This is a genomic window from Dyadobacter sp. CY356 (assembly GCF_021440195.1).
Classification (GTDB): Bacteria; Bacteroidota; Bacteroidia; order Cytophagales; family Spirosomataceae; genus Dyadobacter.
Genome location: NZ_JAJTSZ010000008.1, coordinates 70389 through 87665 on the forward strand (window position 1 = coordinate 70389; position 17277 = coordinate 87665).

Here is a 17277-nt window from a genome sequence, read left to right on the forward strand (position 1 = left end):
TGGTATCAGCCATTATCTGCAAATTCGGGATATAGCGTCATACCTCCATCAATATACAGTGTTTCTCCATTCACGTAATCAGAATCATCCGAGGCAAGCCATCCAACAGCTTTTGCAACGTCCTGCGGAGTACCGATTCTTTTGTATGGAATCAGGTTTAACAAACCTTTATATTTTTCAGGATCTGACCAAACTTCTTTATTGATAGTCGTTTTAATCGCACCCGGACTGACAGAATTTACCCGTATTTTATGCGGCGCAAGTTCCTGCGAAATTGATTTCATAAACATCATTATTCCACCTTTGGAAGCAGCGTAATTAACATGACCAGCCCACGGAATAATATCATGTACGGAACTCATCAATATGATTTTCCCAACTGATAATTCACTATGATCGGGTTGATCCTGAGTGGCAACTTTTTGCTGGGCTACAAACTGACGGGCAGCTTCACGGCAGCACAAAAACTGACCGGTAAGATTCACGTCTATAACCTTTTGCCATTGCTGTAAGGTCATTTCCAAAAATGAAGAATCCTGTTGTAATCCGGCATTACTGACAAGAATATCAAGTCTTCCGAATTTAGCAATCGTCTCGTTAAACATTGCTTTAACTTCTTCTTCTTTGCTCACATCGGCCTTAACAAGAATGGCAGTTCCGCCACCTTGCGTAATTTCATCAAGAACTTCATGTCCGGCTTCCGCATTTCCACTGTAATTTACAACAACCTTTGCTCCAAGCTGACCAAAATAAATGGCGCAAGCTTTTCCTATACCCGAGCTTGAACCGGTAACGATAACAACTTTATCTACAAACCGCTGATCAGGATTACTCATATCGCTTCGTTATCGATTGATTTTAACTTCTTCCAGACACTTCTTGTTACATTTTTGACAGCCCAGTTTTTTGCGATTAAAATTGCTTTTGCGATAGCGTCTTTTGGGGAAATGTTTGATGTTTTGATTAATTCCTGCGCAATGGTCATTGCTTTTTCACGTGTAGTAGGAGACAAATATCTCAATTCAGGTAATGTCATCATTGCGTCCATAAAAGTCGGTTTGATCTGATTAAGTGATGAATGTGTTGCTCTTAGTATTAAAAATTTATGCCAGGATTTTATCCAGCTTAATGACGTACCCATGAAGATTAATTACGCACTTTTTAAATTTTAGCTGAAAAAAAATCCCCAACTTTCGAAGGGGATTTTTTCAATTCATATTCCTTATTTAACTTCTTCGAAATTCACGTCTGTAACGTCTTCCGCTCCGGTACTTTCGCTGGCTTCTCCATTTCCTTGTGGGTTAGGAGCACCTTGCTGACCTTCGCCTCCCTGAGCATACATCTCCTGAGAAGCAGCCTGCCATGCAGCATTAAGTTTTTCCATTGCGGTATCAATAGAACCCAAATCCTGAGTCTGGTGTGCAGTACGCAATTCAGCAAGTGCACCTTCGATCGCAGTTTTATTTGGTTCAGACAATTTGTCTCCAAATTCTTTCAACTGTTTGTCAGTTGAGAAAATCAGACTGTCTGCTGCATTGATCTTTTCAATTTTTTCACGTTCTGCTTTATCAGATGCTTCGTTCGCTTTCGCTTCTTCACGCATACGGTTGATTTCTGCATCGGTTAATCCACTTGAAGCTTCAATACGGATTTTTTGTTCTTTTCCGGTTCCTTTATCTTTTGCAGAAACGTGCAGGATACCATTGGCATCAACGTCAAACGTTACTTCAATTTGAGGAGTACCACGTTGTGCCGGTGGAATATCAGATAAGTGGAAACGACCCAAAGTACGGTTTTGATTCGCCAAAGGACGTTCTCCTTGCAGGATGTGGATCTCAACAGATGGCTGATTATCAGCAGCAGTTGAGAATACCTCTGTTTTCTTGGAAGGAATTGTCGTGTTAGCTTCAATCAATTTTGTAGAAACACCACCCAAAGTTTCAATACCAAGAGACAAAGGAATAACGTCTAATAAAAGAACGTCTTTTACTTCACCTGTTAATACACCACCTTGAATTGCAGCTCCAACAGCAACAGCTTCATCAGGGTTAACACCTTTCGAAGGTTTTCTTCCAAAGAATTTCTCAACTTCTTCCTGAACACGAGGAATACGGGTTGATCCACCTACAAGAATTACTTCGCTGATATCGCTGTTTGAATAACCTGCATTTTTCATCGCTCTCTTGCAAGGTTCCATCATACGTTGGAACAAGCTGTCTGCCAATTGTTCAAATTTGGCACGAGTCAATGAACGAACAAGGTGTTTAGGAATACCATCTACCGGGAAAATATAAGGCAGGTTGATTTCCGTTTGTGTCGAGCTTGACAATTCAACTTTTGCTTTTTCAGCAGCTTCTTTCAAACGTTGCAAAGCCATAGGATCTTTTGTAAGATCTACACCTTCATCTGTTTTAAATTCAGCCGCAAGCCAGTTGATAATTACCTGGTCAAAATCATCACCACCAAGGTGCGTATCACCATCAGTTGATTTTACTTCGAAAACTCCGTCTCCCAATTCAAGCACCGATACGTCAAACGTACCACCACCTAAATCGAAAACTGCAATTTTCATATCGATATGTTGCTTGTCAAGACCATAAGCCAGGGCAGCAGCAGTTGGTTCGTTTATGATACGTTTAACATCCAGACCAGCGATTTGACCCGCTTCTTTGGTAGCCTGACGTTCAGCATCATTGAAATAAGCCGGAACAGTAATTACTGCTTCTGTTACTTCTACCCCTAAATAATCTTCAGCAGTTTGTTTCATTTTTTGCAAAATGAATGCTGAAACTTCTTGCGGAGTGTATAAGCGGTCTCCAATTGGAATTCGTGGAGTGTTGTTAGGGCCTCTTTCAACACTATATGCGATGGTTTTCATTTCACTGGAAACCTCATCATATTTTTTACCCATGAAACGCTTGATGGAGCTAATCGTATGCTTGGGATTGGTGATTGCCTGACGTTTAGCAGGCGCACCTACCTTACGTTCGCCATTATCCATAAATGCAACCACAGAAGGAGTCGTACGAGCACCTTCGCTATTTGCGATTACGACAGGCTCATTACCTTCCATGACAGCTACGCAGGAGTTAGTGGTTCCTAAGTCTATGCCAATAATTTTTCCCATTTTTATATATTAAAGTTAAATTTTATTTATTTCCTGATCCACAACAAAGATCTTTTTCAAATTCATGTCGTGTTTCAGTATTCTTTAAAAAGCCCGTACCAAACTGCACTAATGGACAATTGCAGTGACAAACTGTCAGTTTTGACAGCCTTATAAAAGTGCTTATTTAGAAATTAGATATAGTCTGGAATAGACCAGGCATTTCATATAGATCGCGTTCTCACCGATATAATTACGTAGATTATCGGCAGATTAAATTACCATTTTGATAGCTAAATCATTGAAGAACAGGAGATATTTTGTTCAATAAAATAAAATGTATATCTAAAAGATTCAACACCTCTTCCCAATTTCTTTTTCTAAATTGAGAAGACCGAAATTCTGTCTATGAGAATTATTCTCAGCGCCGAGTTCGATTCCGGCCATATTTCCGGAAGTTACAAACACTGACTTAAATGACGATTTTATTTAAAAGGTGAAGGTAAATATGCCATTTATGTCAGTCAGACCATCTTTCTATATGAGAATAACTGATAGATGTAGGTAGTTACAGTTCGAAAGATGAGGAGTAACGGTTTTATTGATCAGAAAAATCCCCAAAACTTAAAAGGAAGTGTTCGGAATAATGCTCAGAAGATTCGTTCAATGTGCATATCAACCGCCTTTAAAACGTTGGATAAAGAAAGAGCGGCTATTTTCGATAACCGCCCTTTCAATCAATTTAAGCAATGACTCTTGCCATCAAAGGATCACTTATACTTTCTTTACCAGTCTCTACATGCCCGGCAAATCTTTTTTGAGTGGATGTATATCCCTCAAAATTCAAACTGAAATCGTACCAGTTGTGACTTTTTTCAAGATTTAAAACAACGATAGCGGTTGAAGGTTTTGAACCGGCAGCTTCAACTACTTTCTTTAGTCCTGAACCTTTATATGCGTTGTCTGCGATTTCAATGGTTATTTTGTTTTTGGGATCTCGATTCGTAATAATCAGCTCAATGTTTCCGGTTGGTTTTTTATTTTTATCCAGTTGATATTCGCACTGAACGCTGACCAGCGGATCATTTGCATTACCTGCATACTCACGGAAAAAACCGTTCGGGCCATAGGTGCGTAAATGGTAATGCTGGTTTTCGAAGTTTTCAATTTTGTATGAGTCTTGCAGCGCATCACCCGATTTTACGGCATAATTCCACACTTTGACATCTTCATCTTTGTATTTTCCGGGGGCATAAACCATAAATGGCGAACCGGCAGCATCTTTTCCAAAAACATCGTTAGCTGATTTTAATGTAATTTCAAAAGACTTCTTATCTGCGCTGATATGTCCGTCAGCATATAACTGGTATGGCAACGCGCAGGATGGCCGTGTCCCTTTTTCCTGCTGCGGCATATACGGGGACGTCGAAGGATCCTGATTTATCTGTGAAATTTCAGCGGCTGTTAATGATTTAAATCCGTTTGGCAGTGCTTTGAATTTTGCTTTGTGGATTCCTTCTATAAATTCATCATGTTTAATAAAAGCGGGCAAAGGAATTTTCTGACCGTCATAAGGTTTAAATGTCGATGTTAAATCACCACAAATGGTCCGTCTCCAGGCACTGATATTTGTTTCCTCGATTTTCTTACCTGATTTGTGACTTGTGAATTTTTCAAGAAACTGAATAATTGAAGTATGATCAAAGATTTCAGAACAAACACTTCCTCCGCGGTTCCATGGAGAAGCAACCACGAGTGGTACACGAAATCCTAATCCAATCGGACTTTCGCGTGATTCTTTTTGTGCTTTTTTCTTCATGTCTTGCTCCAAAGTCACAAATTCAACTTTGGTATCAATGCCTTCCGACGTTTTCCCTGTATCCTCTTTGTATGGATTTGGAACGACATAAGGAGGGACGTGATCGAAATAACCGTCATTTTCATCATAACAAAGAATGAAAATTGTTTTTTTCCAAACCTCCGGATTTTTGGTCAGAATATCCATAACCTCAGATACGTACCAGGCACCGTACCATGGAGATGTCGGATGGTCTGAAAAGTTTTCAGGTGCTACCAACCAGGAAACTGTCGGTAATTTTCCTGTTTTCACATCCTCCCTGAATTGATGAAGGATATCGCCTTTTGGTAATTTCACCTCACGACTTGTCGCTGCTTCGTCATATTTGAAAGTCGTGACGTCATGATAATCCGGATCTTTAATATTGGTTGTAAATGCCTTCTGATGCAGATTTTTTTCTCGCTGCGAAAGTTTATCGTAGTTCTCAGGGCTCCATTCTGCCAACTCTTTTTTTACAATTTCCTGCAAAGCAACTTTTTCTTTTAAAGCATTTTTTGCAAGATCCGCGTCTTTTCCAGGAGCCAGAGTTTTTATTTTATTTTCAAGCTCTGCGATTTCCTTCGGCAGTTGTTCGGATTGATTTTTCAGGTGTTTCTGGAAACCTGTTGAATACCGAACGTGATACTGACTAAACCATTCGATAGGATTATCGGTGAAATTGGCCAGCCATGATTCTTCCTCACCTTCAAATCCCATGGGAAGGCTGATTTCATTTTGGTAAATTCTCCATGAAACGCCATGATCTTCCAGTCTTTCCGGAAAAGTTGTCCAACTCGCTTCTTTATCGTAATCTACATTTTCGTTGCGAACGTTGGCATATGCTTCTTCATTTTGTTTTTCACGGACAGTTCCTGTCCATAAAAACAATCGGTTTGGCGTAGTGCCTGTCAATGAAGAACAAAAGTTCTGATCACAAACCGTAAATGCGTCGGCAAGTGCATAATAAAAGGGAATATCCTCGCGGTTATAGAATCCTTGTGTCAATGGCATCTTCCTGTAATCCTTATGACCAGCCTGTTTCGCAATCAGCCATTTGTCATATTTACCATCATTTCGTGCATCCACCTGATTCGGCCAGGAATGGGGCAGGGAGCCCATCCAGGTTGCATTTGAATCTTTCATATTCAAACGAAAAGGTGTGTATGTTTCACCGGCTGCATTGGTTTGCAGCCATACAAGGTTTTTATTGGGTAAAGAAATAGCCCTTGGGTCATTAAATCCTCTCACACCGCGCAATGAACCATAACAATGATCAAAAGAACGGTTTTCCTGCATTAAAATAACCACGTGTTCAGCATCCAGATAAGTACTTCCCGGCTGAGGATCTATGGCTAATGCTTTTTGAATTGATGGAGGAAGTACACTGAAAAGGCCGGCTCCGCCAGTAAGCATGGCCGCTTTTTTTATAAAATCTCTTCTTGAATCCATGGGTTGAATGATCGGGTTTGGAAATTATGCTCAGTATTACCTGAAATTTTTGCTAATGTACCACGCTTGCTCTTTCCGGTTTATTAAATTACGGTTATCTTTTTATACAACAAATATTTTTTACCAACTTTTTTAAATGAAAAAGCTGTAAACCAGGGATATACCCTTGTTTACAGCTTTGATCTGCTATTAAATTTAACTTATTTTCCTCCAAAAAGGCCGCCAAGCATTCCACCTAAATCAAATCCACCTTCTTCTTTTGGTTGATTTGGGGTAGGAGTGTTGTTATTTCCGCCGCCCATAAAACTTTTTCCAATAGACATAACATCACTCATGTCCAGTTTGCCATCTGCCAGCGCATAACCGATCTGATTAAAATCAAACCCTGAACTTGCTGCACCAGCGGCAGAAGTTGCTGCTGCGCCACCACCACCCAGCAAACTGCCAAGTACGCTGTTAAAATCAAGACTATTATCTGATGGATTGCTTGTTTTATTGATAAGACCGCCCAAAACTCCGGGAAGTACTGAGGAAACAATTCCACCCGCGGAGCTACTGCTAAGACCGAATTTTTGCATGATAGCAGAAACTGCATTACCAGCAATTGACGCAACGATAGGGTTATTCATAATTCCGCCGCCAGTTTCTTTTCCTGACAACAACCCCATAATTCCCTGAATATTTCCTGATTGAGCCTGCTCTTGAAGTCCGCCGGTGATTGATCCCATCAAAGTATGCATAACATCAGCATTCTGACTGTTTGGGATTTCCGGGTTTTGTACGATTGCCTGTTGGGAATGTTCCTGTATCAGGCCTAGAAGTTGGTCGAGCATTTTAGATTTATATTTAGTTGTATATAGCTTAGACAAAAATTGTGCTAAAAGTAACGATACGACTAAACATAAAAAAAACCCGCCGAAGCGGGTTGCTGTTTTATTTTACCTGATCAACGACTGCTTTAAATGCATCCGGGTGATTCATTGCCAAATCGGCAAGTACCTTACGGTTCAGTTCAATGCCTTTTGCATTGATTTTACCCATAAGAGCAGAATATGATAATCCGTGTAAACGTGCTCCAGCGTTGATACGTTGGATCCACAATGCGCGGAAGTTACGTTTCTTTTGTTTACGGCCTTTGTAGGCGTATTGCAATCCACGCTCAACTGCGTTTTTTGCTACGGTCCAAACATTTTTACGACGGCCGAAATAGCCTTTCGCTAATTTTAACACTTTTTTACGTCTTGCGCGTGACGCAACATGGTTTACCGAACGTGGCATAATTTTAACTGTTTTTGATTGACGGCGCCCGTTATGGGACTTTAAGGCCGGCTATCGGGTTGAACAAAAAACCGAAATGGTATTTGGTAATCTTATTGGCTTTCGGAATTACTTCCCAAGCAAGGCCAATACTTGTTTGTGGTTAGACACATCAATAAGACCAGTTTTAACCAATCCACGCTTACGCTTGTTTGATTTTTTGGTCAGGATGTGACTATGAAACGCGTGTTTACGTTTGATTTTACCAGTACCAGTAAGCGCAAAACGCTTTTTAGCACCAGAATTTGTTTTCATTTTACCCATGGTACAAAAAAATAATAGTTGAAAAAATATAAAACAGCGCGCAAAATTAGTGATTTTCCTTGTAAAACAAAAATCGTGTTAAAGACAATTGTCAGTAACACGATTTTTTATACCTTAATAAAGAAATATATCAACCAAATTAACCTTGCACTTATTGCGTTCTATCAGCCTACGCCAATCGCTAAAAGCCAACAGCTAAATAAAATCTATTTTTTCGGAGGCAATGGAGCGAGGATGATCGTCATTCTTTTTCCTTCCAGTTTCGGTTCCATTTCAACCTTACCATATTCTGTTAGAGCTTCCGAGAATTTATTCAATAAATTAACTCCTCTTTCTTTGAAAACGATCGTACGACCGACAAAGTGAACGTAGGCTTTTACTTTTGAACCTTCTTTAAGGAAATTGATTGCATGTTTAAGCTTGAATTCAAAATCGTGATCATCCGTATTAGGGCCGAACCGAATCTCTTTAATGACAACTTTCTGTGCTTTTGCCTTTATTTCTTTTTGTTTCTTCTTTTGCTCGTATTTGAATTTCGAATAGTCAACTACTTTACACACCGGTGGCACAGCGGTAGGTGCGATTTCAACTAAATCAAGATTCTGTGTTTTTGCGATTGCTCTCGCGGTATTTATATCTACAACGCCAGCTTCGATATTTTCGCCAACAAGACGAACTTCTTTGGCTGTGATGCGCTCATTGATTTTGTAAGGTTCTTCTACTACTCTGAAACGTCCACTCGGGGGTCTTAATGCCATATTACTTGGTTTGGTGATTTTTTGTTTTTTAGATGCAAATCAGAAATTTAACAATGCTCTGACAAAAATAGTGCGTTAATACGGGAATAATAAGAAAAATTGTAAAATCATCCAATTATTTTCGCTTCTTTTTGAAAATATGTGGCAAATTCTTCAATCGTCATACTACCCAGGTCACCTTCACCTTTTCTTCTGACAGATAATTTACCCTCAGCGGCTTCTTTTTCACCTACAATCAGCATAAAAGGAACCTTGGTAACTTCCGCATCACGGATTTTCCGGCCGATTTTTTCGTCACGATGGTCAATAAATCCGCGTATATCAGTTTCCTGCAACTGAGCAAAAACGGTCTCGGCATAATCTGCATACTTTTCTGAAATTGGCAGAATCGCAATCTGATCAGGTGATAACCATAACGGGAATTGTCCAGCCGAGTTTTCGATCAAAATCGCTATGAAACGTTCCATCGAACCAAAAGGTGCGCGGTGAATCATTACGGGCCTGTGCTTCTGATTATCAGAACCGGTATATTCAAGTTCAAAACGCTGTGGAAGCTGATAATCAACCTGAATTGTTCCAAGTTGCCATTTTCTTCCCAAAGCATCTCGCACCATGAAATCCAGTTTCGGGCCATAAAATGCTGCTTCACCAAGTTCGGTAACAGTACTTAATCCACGTTCGGCAGAAGCTTCAATGATCGCGCTTTCGGCCCGCTCCCAATCCTCGTCTTTTCCGATATATTTTTGTTTGTCGTTAGGATCACGCAAAGAAATCTGGGCGCTGTAATCTTCAAAACCTAATGATTTGAAAACATACAGTACCAGGTCAATCACACGGATGAATTCCTCTTTAACCTGATCTGGACGACAGAAAATATGCGCATCATCCTGCGTAAATCCACGAACACGGGTCAATCCGTGTAATTCCCCGCTTTGTTCATAACGATATACGGTTCCGAATTCGGAGAAACGTAAAGGAAGATCTTTGTAAGAACGCGGTGAAGTTTTATAAATTTCGCAGTGATGCGGACAGTTCATCGGTTTCAACAAATATTCTTCTCCCGGATTTGGAGTTTTAATAGGCTGGAAGGAATCCTTGCCATATTTGTCCCAGTGGCCGGAAGTAACATAAAGATCTTTGCTCCCGATATGCGGTGTGACAACCGGCAAATAACCTGCTCTTGATTGCGCCTTGCTCAAAAATGCCTGTAAACGTTCACGCAGCATAGCACCTTTTGGAAGCCACAACGGTAAACCCTGACCCACTTTCTCAGAGAAAGCGAACAATTCAAGTTCTTTTCCAAGTTTGCGGTGATCGCGTTTTTTCGCTTCTTCCATCAATACTACATACTCTTCCAATTCTTTTTGTTTTGGAAAAGTAATCCCGTAAATACGGGTTAGCATTTTATTTTCCTGCTTGTTACGCCAGTAAGCGCCAGCAATATTGGTAAGCTTAACAGCTTTGATAATACCCGTATTTGGAATATGCGGTCCGCGGCAAAGGTCAGTAAATGCACCTTGCTCATAAAGCGTGATCGATCCGTCTTCCAAACCGTCAATCAGTTCAAGTTTATACTCGTCTCCTTTTTTGGTAAAGAAATCGATCGCGTCCTGCTTGCTGATCGGAATTCGTTTGAACTCACTTTTTTGACGTGCCAGTTCAAGCATTTTTGCCTCGATCTTTGGAAAGTCATCGGATGAAATCGTATTTTCACCCAAATCCACATCATAATAAAATCCTTTTTCGATCGAAGGACCCGTACCTAATTTAACACCCGGATATAGTGCTTCCAAAGCTTCGGCCAATAAATGGGCAGAAGAATGCCAGAATGTAGATTTTCCATCTTCATCATTCCACGTGAGCAACACTACAAGTGAATCTTTTTCAATAGCGCGTGTGGGATCCCACACTTCGCCGTTTACTTTGGCCGCAATTACATTACGCGCCAGACCTTCACTGATACTCAACGCGATACCGTGGGCAGTGATGCCTTTTTCGTATTCGCGCACGCTACCATCGGGCAGGGTTATTTTAATTAGAGACTCGTCTTTCATTCAAAAAAATAATTCTATTACTCTTATATCCTGCAAATCTATTGAATTTTAGCATTTCGAGAGGAATCAATTCTCATATTTATGGTTCCACGCGGTTTTATCATGTCAATTTTAACTCGTGAACTATCGAGCGTCTTGTAATCCTGATTAACATCTTCGCCTGAATAATATTCGGGAAACAGTCTGCCATTTTCACGTTGACGTATTCGCCATAACCCATTTATCGCCATCTGGTCAGCAGGATTTTTCTCCGTCTCATAGGTGAAATATTCCTTTGCTTTGATATCATTTCTTAGTCTTTCATAACAATAACCAACCAGATAATTAATCTGCGGATGATTGGGACGAAGATTAAGCAGTTGTTGAAATGCTAACAAAGCGCTGTAATAACCTCGCTGCCCGACTTCCAATGCGCCAATCTGAAAAAATGCATCAGCATATTTTGGATTGATAATGGTCGCTTTCCTGTAATTAACCAGAGCTGTATCTATGGCAGAAAGGCTTTTATATATCTCTCCACGTTCAAAATATAATTCGGCGTTGTTTGGAAACCGTTTTATGGCTTTGTTGTTAAAAGCGAGAGCCTGATCAAAGTTTAACAATTTTCTGTAAATAATAGTGCTTTGCTGATACGCCCTTATCAAACGGGGATTCATTGTGATCGCACTATTTAAATTGGCCAGACTTGCCAGGGAATCTCCCTGACGTGCGAGTAACATTCCTTTTACATAATAGGCAGAACCATCATAAGGTGCCATTTTCATCGCCTGAACAAGATATTTGTTGGCATCCCGGAATTTATTTTTAACCTGGAAGATATCTGCCAGTAAAATATAAAGATCCGGACTGCTTTGTTGTAAGGCTTCGGCACGTTCTGCGTCTTCCAGCGCATTATCAATTTCGCCAATTTCCCGGTTAACTTTTCCTCTCAAAAGAAAATATTCGCCGACGTTATCTTTTTCATTGATTGCCTCGTTTATGTCTGCCAGCGCAAGAGAATATTGCTCGCGGTCAAAATAAATTCTTGCTCTTTTGAAGTAATTTAAATCGGTGTCAGTATTTCGGCTAATCAGGTCAGAAAGCGACAGCAGTGCATCGTCCTGCCATTGTTTCTTCGCTTTTTTAACAGTTGGTGGTATGCGCGTGGCGTTTCTTGCATCACTTTGACATGACTGTAAAATACTCCCTGACAAAGCTGCCAGAAGTATTAAAACGCTACATAAGAGACGGCATTTTTTCATTTAAACAGAACTCCTTTCAACAGACCAGCTGAATAGATCTTGATATATTTTACTGCAAATTTCAGCAAACTGTTCGAACTTTAAACGTTTTGGTCTGAAAAACGAGAAAATACTCCAAGTGGCAGGTTTTTTCCAAATGAATCCGGGATGAACAATTCACCAAATTCATGATTTGTTAAATCCGGAAAATGTGCTTTGATCAGGTTTTCTAGTATCAATGCGGAGAATCCTAATGAGTATAAATTGATAATAAAAAAGAAATTTTTCTTCTTCAAAAGCAAAGCGCAAAGGCGAAGAATCTCATTCAGGTTTTCTTCCAAAAGCCATTTTTCACCGTCCGGCCCACGGCCATACGCAGGAGGATCAAGTATAATGCCATTGTACTGATTTCCCCGGCGTACTTCCCGGTTCACAAATTTCAACGCATCTTCCACAACCCAGCGGATATTATTCAATTCACTCAATTCCATATTTTCCCTAGACCAGTTGATAACCTGTTTTACAGAATCAACATGTGTCACATCCGCGCCCGATGCTTTTGCAGCCAGTGAAGCAAGGCCTGTATAGGCAAATAAATTCAGAACGGTAGGTTTTTCCTCTGGAATTTGTTTTACTTTTTTAGCAATATAATCCCAGTTTGTGGCCTGTTCGGGAAAAACACCAACGTGTTTAAATGAAGACAAAGCCAGTTTTGCACGCAAGTGCAAAGGGCCGGAGCGGTACTGCATCACCCAACGTTCAGGCATATCGGCCTTTGAAACCCATTGTCCTTTTTCCTGAGAATTTTTATCTCGTTTAAAAACAGCATTGGATTTTGCCTCCCATTCTTTTTCGCTCAGTGTTTTGTCCCAGATCGCCTGCGGTTCCGGGCGCGAAAGAATATAAGGTCCAAAACGTTCCAGTTTTTCAAATCCCCCGGTATCAATTAATTGATATTCTGTATGTTGTTCTGGTGAAAGAAGTATCACTTTTTAATGGTTAATTATTAATGGTCAATTGTTAATGGCTTGGTAACGATTTGCTTATCGTTTCAAAGTCCTGATTATTAACAATTTAAAAGGATATTTTATTTAAATAATAGACATTACGTCTGCCGCGTGTCTGAGCGTCTCCCTGGGTGTTGCTGATTCGTTGTTCACCCCAGGCAATGTAAAAATTGTCAAACCAGTAATCAATATCATCCGTGGTTGTTTTCCTTACCTTGTCGCCTTCAACGGTTGTACTGTTGTCAATAATCCGGGTGTTGTCCAAAACCTGGTCACCTTTAATTACTTTGCTGCGGATTCCGCCATTATGGCTGTATACGAGCTGGGTTGTGCCGTTCGCCTCGCTTTGTACTTTTATTTTCTCACGCAGTTCCATACTGCGCACATTATCGAAGCTGAGACTGTTATCCCAGATCAGTTTACCATTCTGATCCACGTCGGCAACGATGGCATGTGTGTAAGTAAACCCATCGAATACCTGCGAATTATATCCCCTCATGCCGCCATACATAGGATTCCATAAATACGGATTGTATAAACCTCCGCCGAAAGGATAGCCACCCATCATCATGGAACCGTAGCCAAATCCACCCATCATGTTCTGATTCTGGTAGCGATATTCGGGATAAAAAACCTCTGCAACCAACAGAAACTGATTGTTTTTTGGAACAATGTCATGCACCAAAAGGCGGTAATTTAATTTCAGGTCATCTCCGTTTTCTTTCTTTTTACGAATTTTGCGCTCCATTTTTTCCTGCTGGCGCTCATTCATGAAGTTGAAGAAATTTTTGAAGTCTGTAAAGCTATGGTAACGGGTGAAAATCACCTCGTCGTTAACAATCTTCGAAATATAAAGTCCCTGCGACGCAGCATTGCTGGTGCTCTGCATGTTACGATATCCATAAGTGCCGATTACCATGCGGACAGAATCGTTCAGAATTTGTAACCGGCCGCTTAACAATGAATAATCGTCTTCCGGATCAATAGATGCCTGTACATAAAGCTCACCTGTTTCTTCATAGGAACGTGCCACAATTTTGGTCTGACGTCCTTTTTTAACCGCGAAACAAACATTGACCAAATGATGCGTCGTATCTACTTCAACAGTCTGGATAGCATTAGATCCTTTTATGGACGTAGGTAAAATTCTTGTTTGAGAAGTTGTCAGATTTGTGTGGATCAAAACCGGCTCGTTCCGGACCATGCCAGCCATAAAAACCGCATAACCCGTTGTTTTGAAGTCTGTTATTTCAAATCTGTCAACAGTATTAATAGTAAAAGTTTCAACAAAACCAGGGCCAATATTGACCTTTACAATCTGATAAAGTGAACTTCTGTATTTGCTGAACAAGAGAAAAACAGATTGGCCGTCATAACAGGAAGCAACATAATCGAGGTTGGATTCCACAGGTCCGTCTATTGACCAGACCCGGTCAAGATTGGTATCAAATTTTTGAACATTGTACGTTCCCTTATCTGGCTTTGAAATCAATAAAACACCTTTATCACCTAATGGCATTGTCTCAAATGCTGCATTAGCGTTTTGTAAAGGGAGTTCTATCCGTTTTACAACCTGTGCAGATGTATGATAAGAAATAATCAGAAAACAAAACATCACCTGTATCGCCAGGTAAAGGGGACGTTGATTTTTAAGCATGTGCCAAGCCAACAATATGATCAAATTCTTCTGCCTTAACCGGAATTACTGATAATCTTGACTGGCGAATTAATGCCATATCCTTTAATTGTTCATCAGCTTTTATTTGTGCTAATGTAACGGTTTTTGGGAAACGTTCAACAGGAACAAATTCTACAACTACCCAACGGTCGTCTTCTGTCGTTGGATCAGGATAATGTTCCTTCGAAACTTTTGCCAGACCGACAACTTCTTTGCCTTCATTGCTGTGATAAAAAAGAGCAAGATCGCCGGATTTCATGGCCATCATATTGTTACGTGCCTCATAACTGCGAACCCCGTCCCACATGGATTTTCCCTCCTCAACGAAGTGGTCCCATGAATATTTGAAAGGTTCAGATTTGATAAGCCAGTAGTTCATTTTTGTTAGCGGCGGCCGCGCGGTTGAAAGTTGAAAATTATTGAGAAGCATTATTTTGGAGAGTTGAGATTTAACAATTTGGAAGATTATTAAGCTAATCCATTTCAAATTGCTACACTTTCAACTCTCCACTATCAACTCAAAATAATCAAGGGAATTTTGGAAATTTACTAAAATCAGGATCACGTTTTTCGAGGAATGATCTTTGTCCTTCTTTGGCTTCTTCGCTCAGATAGTATAAGAGCGTTGCATTACCTGCCAGTTCCTGGATTCCGGCTTGTCCGTCGAGCTCTGCGTTGAAAGAGCTTTTCAGCATACGGATGGATAAAGGACTTTTCTGCTGGATTTTTTTACACCATTCAACTGTGGTTGTTTCAAGGTCTTCCAATGGAACTACTTTGTTCACTAATCCCATCTGCAAAGCTTCCTGCGCGTCATACTGATCACAAAGGAACCAGATTTCACGTGCTTTCTTTTGGCCAACAACACGGGCAAGATAAGATGCGCCAAAACCACCATCGAAACTTCCAACTTTCGGTCCGGTTTGTCCGAAACGGGCATTTTCAGCTGCGATTGATAAGTCACAGATAACATGCAGAACATGACCGCCGCCAATGGCCCAGCCTGCAACCATAGCGATAACGGCCTTAGGGATAGAACGGATCATCCGTTGCAGATCCAGAACATTCAGACGCGGAACGTGGTCTTCACCAATGTATCCGCCATGTCCGCGGACGGATTGGTCGCCACCGGAACAGAATGCTCTTCCGCCTTCGCCGGTTAATATGATCACATCAATACGTGTATCTTCACGGCAAATGTGCATTGCGTCAATCATTTCTGTGACAGTCTGCGGTGTGAAAGCATTGTGTACGTGTGGGCGGTTGATACTTATTTTAGCAATTCCTTCATGCAGTGTAAAAAGAATTTCTTCGTACTCTTTAATGGTTTCCCATTTTATTGAACTAGACATATGAGCAATCTGTGAATGAGTGAAAATAAATGATCTCTTGTGTTTTGAAGCGATCATTCGAACTTATTGGCGAAATTACGGATTGTTTATCTTTCCGTCAAAAACAAAATGATAACTTTCGGGCATTGATCCATTTGGAAATAAAATGATTTGGAATACAAACGTAACGTTAATAGGGACGCAATCTCCGCCCGAAGAGCCGTATTTCCGTAAGGCCTACGATTTTATGACTGCATGGCGGAACGGACAATCGGAATTTACACTGCATACATCCGGATCTACCGGAACTCCAAAAGATATTCTTGTAAACAAAAACCAGTTAAGCAGCAGTGCCCGGATGACGGGCCAGGCGCTTGATCTGGGGAAAGGAACACGCGCTTTGGTGTGTCTGAATGTCTCCTATATCGCGGGCGTTATGATGCTGGTCAGGGGTATGGAGTTGGGGTGGGAGCTTAGTATTGTGGAGCCATCATCAAATCCATTATCAGAATTTGGTGATCCTGATTTTGACTTTGCGGTCATGGTGCCTTTGCAACTTTCAACAATTTTAACCGACAAAAACACTTCCGGGCACGTTAAAAACCTTGGAAAAATTCTTCTGGGAGGCGCTCCTGTCGGGGTTCAGTTACAAAAACAGATTGATCTTTTAATGATACCGGTTTATCAAAGTTATGGTATGACCGAAACCGTTTCCCATGTTGCATTAAGAAAACTCAATTGTCCCGAGATTGAAAAGGACTATAAAGTTTTACCAGGAATTGAATTTGGACTGGATGAACGCGGATGTCTTTTCGTTGCTGGAATTGTAACAAATGGCGAAAAGATCCAGACAAATGATTTGGCTGAAATTACCTCAGAAAATACTTTTAACTGGCTTGGCAGAATTGACAATGTGATTAATTCAGGAGGCGTTAAAATAATTTTGGATAAAGTAGACGAGATAGTTGCCGGGATATTTTACGATCGGGGTTATGAAAATAATTTCTTTTCCTGGTTTGAAACGGATGAGTTTCTGGGTCAGAAACTGATATTAATAGTTCAAAAAACAGATGAGCCTTTATCGGAACAAAAGCTTATCGGCGAAATAAGAAAACGGATTTCAACCTATGAAACACCAAAACATGTTTACTTTGTGAAAGAATTTATAAAAACACCGACTGACAAGATTGATAAACGACGCACGGCTTTGACAGTTATTGATCAAAATCTGACACTGTGAATCTTCTTGAACGTTA

15 protein-coding genes are annotated in these 17277 nt (G+C 40.5%); 1 reads left to right on the forward strand and 14 read right to left on the reverse strand.

Annotated elements, in window-relative coordinates; translation table 11 throughout:
* Positions 1-5 precede the first annotated feature (5 nt).
* The 14 genes from LXL81_RS22590 to menB all read right to left on the reverse strand — a co-directional run bounded on the left by LXL81_RS22590 (position 6) and on the right by menB (position 16042).
* Positions 6-836, reverse strand: a complete 831-nt coding sequence (locus tag LXL81_RS22590; RefSeq protein ID WP_234649108.1) for an SDR family oxidoreductase — start codon at positions 834-836, stop codon at positions 6-8.
* Positions 833-1141 (reverse strand): hypothetical protein, encoded by a 309-nt coding sequence (locus LXL81_RS22595; protein WP_234649110.1) that lies wholly within the window; start codon positions 1139-1141, stop codon positions 833-835. The genes LXL81_RS22590 and LXL81_RS22595 overlap by 4 nt, the downstream gene beginning before the upstream one ends.
* 81 nt (positions 1142-1222) lie before the next feature.
* A complete protein-coding gene (gene dnaK, locus LXL81_RS22600) occupies positions 1223-3127 on the reverse strand; it encodes a molecular chaperone DnaK (protein WP_234649112.1) in 1905 nt (634 codons plus the stop codon).
* A gap of 721 nt (positions 3128-3848) precedes the next feature.
* Positions 3849-6392, reverse strand: coding sequence for a phosphocholine-specific phospholipase C (locus tag LXL81_RS22605; RefSeq protein ID WP_234649114.1), 2544 nt, complete (start codon positions 6390-6392; stop codon positions 3849-3851).
* Positions 6393-6592: 200 nt separating this feature from the next.
* On the reverse strand, positions 6593-7225 hold the full coding sequence (locus tag LXL81_RS22610; RefSeq protein WP_234649116.1) for a DUF937 domain-containing protein: 633 nt from the start codon (positions 7223-7225) through the stop codon (positions 6593-6595).
* A gap of 100 nt (positions 7226-7325) precedes the next feature.
* Positions 7326-7670 carry a 50S ribosomal protein L20 gene (gene rplT / locus LXL81_RS22615; RefSeq protein ID WP_137343242.1) on the reverse strand — a complete coding sequence of 115 codons (345 nt, stop codon included), beginning with the start codon at positions 7668-7670 and terminating at the stop codon, positions 7326-7328.
* Positions 7671-7778: 108 nt separating this feature from the next.
* Positions 7779-7973: a 50S ribosomal protein L35 gene (gene rpmI / locus LXL81_RS22620; protein WP_234649118.1), complete on the reverse strand. Its 195-nt coding sequence runs from the start codon at positions 7971-7973 to the stop codon at positions 7779-7781.
* A gap of 206 nt (positions 7974-8179) precedes the next feature.
* On the reverse strand, positions 8180-8731 hold the full coding sequence (gene infC, locus LXL81_RS22625; RefSeq protein WP_234649120.1) for a translation initiation factor IF-3: 552 nt from the start codon (positions 8729-8731) through the stop codon (positions 8180-8182).
* A gap of 107 nt (positions 8732-8838) precedes the next feature.
* Entirely contained in the window at positions 8839-10785 is a 1947-nt protein-coding gene (thrS, locus tag LXL81_RS22630; RefSeq protein ID WP_234649122.1) for a threonine--tRNA ligase, read from the reverse strand.
* A gap of 38 nt (positions 10786-10823) precedes the next feature.
* Positions 10824-12026, reverse strand: a complete 1203-nt coding sequence (locus tag LXL81_RS22635) for a tetratricopeptide repeat protein (RefSeq protein ID WP_234649124.1) — start codon at positions 12024-12026, stop codon at positions 10824-10826.
* Between the two features lie 80 nt (positions 12027-12106).
* Positions 12107-12994, reverse strand: a complete 888-nt coding sequence (locus LXL81_RS22640; RefSeq protein ID WP_234649126.1) for a class I SAM-dependent methyltransferase — start codon at positions 12992-12994, stop codon at positions 12107-12109.
* Between the two features lie 85 nt (positions 12995-13079).
* A complete protein-coding gene (locus LXL81_RS22645; RefSeq protein WP_234649128.1) occupies positions 13080-14669 on the reverse strand; it encodes a hypothetical protein in 1590 nt (529 codons plus the stop codon).
* Entirely contained in the window at positions 14662-15069 is a 408-nt protein-coding gene (locus LXL81_RS22650) for an EVE domain-containing protein (RefSeq protein ID WP_234649130.1), read from the reverse strand. Before LXL81_RS22650 ends, LXL81_RS22645 begins: the two co-directional genes overlap by 8 nt.
* A gap of 148 nt (positions 15070-15217) precedes the next feature.
* Positions 15218-16042, reverse strand: a complete 825-nt coding sequence (menB, locus tag LXL81_RS22655) for a 1,4-dihydroxy-2-naphthoyl-CoA synthase (protein WP_234649133.1) — start codon at positions 16040-16042, stop codon at positions 15218-15220.
* A 145-nt stretch (positions 16043-16187) separates the two neighbouring features.
* On the opposite strand from menB, the gene LXL81_RS22660 reads away from it, so the two are divergent.
* Positions 16188-17261, forward strand: a complete 1074-nt coding sequence (locus LXL81_RS22660; protein WP_234649135.1) for an AMP-binding protein — start codon at positions 16188-16190, stop codon at positions 17259-17261.
* Positions 17262-17277 lie beyond the last annotated feature (16 nt).

Bases quoted from the DNA above. Each gene is read 5' to 3' on its own strand.
- LXL81_RS22590 (WP_234649108.1), bottom strand. From the start codon at position 836: ATGAGTAATCCTGATCAGCGGTTTGTAGATAAAGTTGTTATCGTTACC.
- LXL81_RS22595 (WP_234649110.1), bottom strand. From the start codon at position 1,141: ATGGGTACGTCATTAAGCTGGATAAAATCCTGGCATAAATTTTTAATA.
- dnaK (WP_234649112.1), bottom strand. From the start codon at position 3,127: ATGGGAAAAATTATTGGCATAGACTTAGGAACCACTAACTCCTGCGTA.
- LXL81_RS22605 (WP_234649114.1), bottom strand. From the start codon at position 6,392: ATGGATTCAAGAAGAGATTTTATAAAAAAAGCGGCCATGCTTACTGGC.
- LXL81_RS22610 (WP_234649116.1), bottom strand. From the start codon at position 7,225: ATGCTCGACCAACTTCTAGGCCTGATACAGGAACATTCCCAACAGGCA.
- rplT (WP_137343242.1), bottom strand. From the start codon at position 7,670: ATGCCACGTTCGGTAAACCATGTTGCGTCACGCGCAAGACGTAAAAAA.
- rpmI (WP_234649118.1), bottom strand. From the start codon at position 7,973: ATGGGTAAAATGAAAACAAATTCTGGTGCTAAAAAGCGTTTTGCGCTT.
- infC (WP_234649120.1), bottom strand. From the start codon at position 8,731: ATGGCATTAAGACCCCCGAGTGGACGTTTCAGAGTAGTAGAAGAACCT.
- thrS (WP_234649122.1), bottom strand. From the start codon at position 10,785: ATGAAAGACGAGTCTCTAATTAAAATAACCCTGCCCGATGGTAGCGTG.
- LXL81_RS22635 (WP_234649124.1), bottom strand. From the start codon at position 12,026: ATGAAAAAATGCCGTCTCTTATGTAGCGTTTTAATACTTCTGGCAGCT.
- LXL81_RS22645 (WP_234649128.1), bottom strand. From the start codon at position 14,669: ATGCTTAAAAATCAACGTCCCCTTTACCTGGCGATACAGGTGATGTTT.
- LXL81_RS22650 (WP_234649130.1), bottom strand. From the start codon at position 15,069: ATGAACTACTGGCTTATCAAATCTGAACCTTTCAAATATTCATGGGAC.
- menB (WP_234649133.1), bottom strand. From the start codon at position 16,042: ATGTCTAGTTCAATAAAATGGGAAACCATTAAAGAGTACGAAGAAATT.
- LXL81_RS22660 (WP_234649135.1), top strand. From the start codon at position 16,188: ATGATTTGGAATACAAACGTAACGTTAATAGGGACGCAATCTCCGCCC.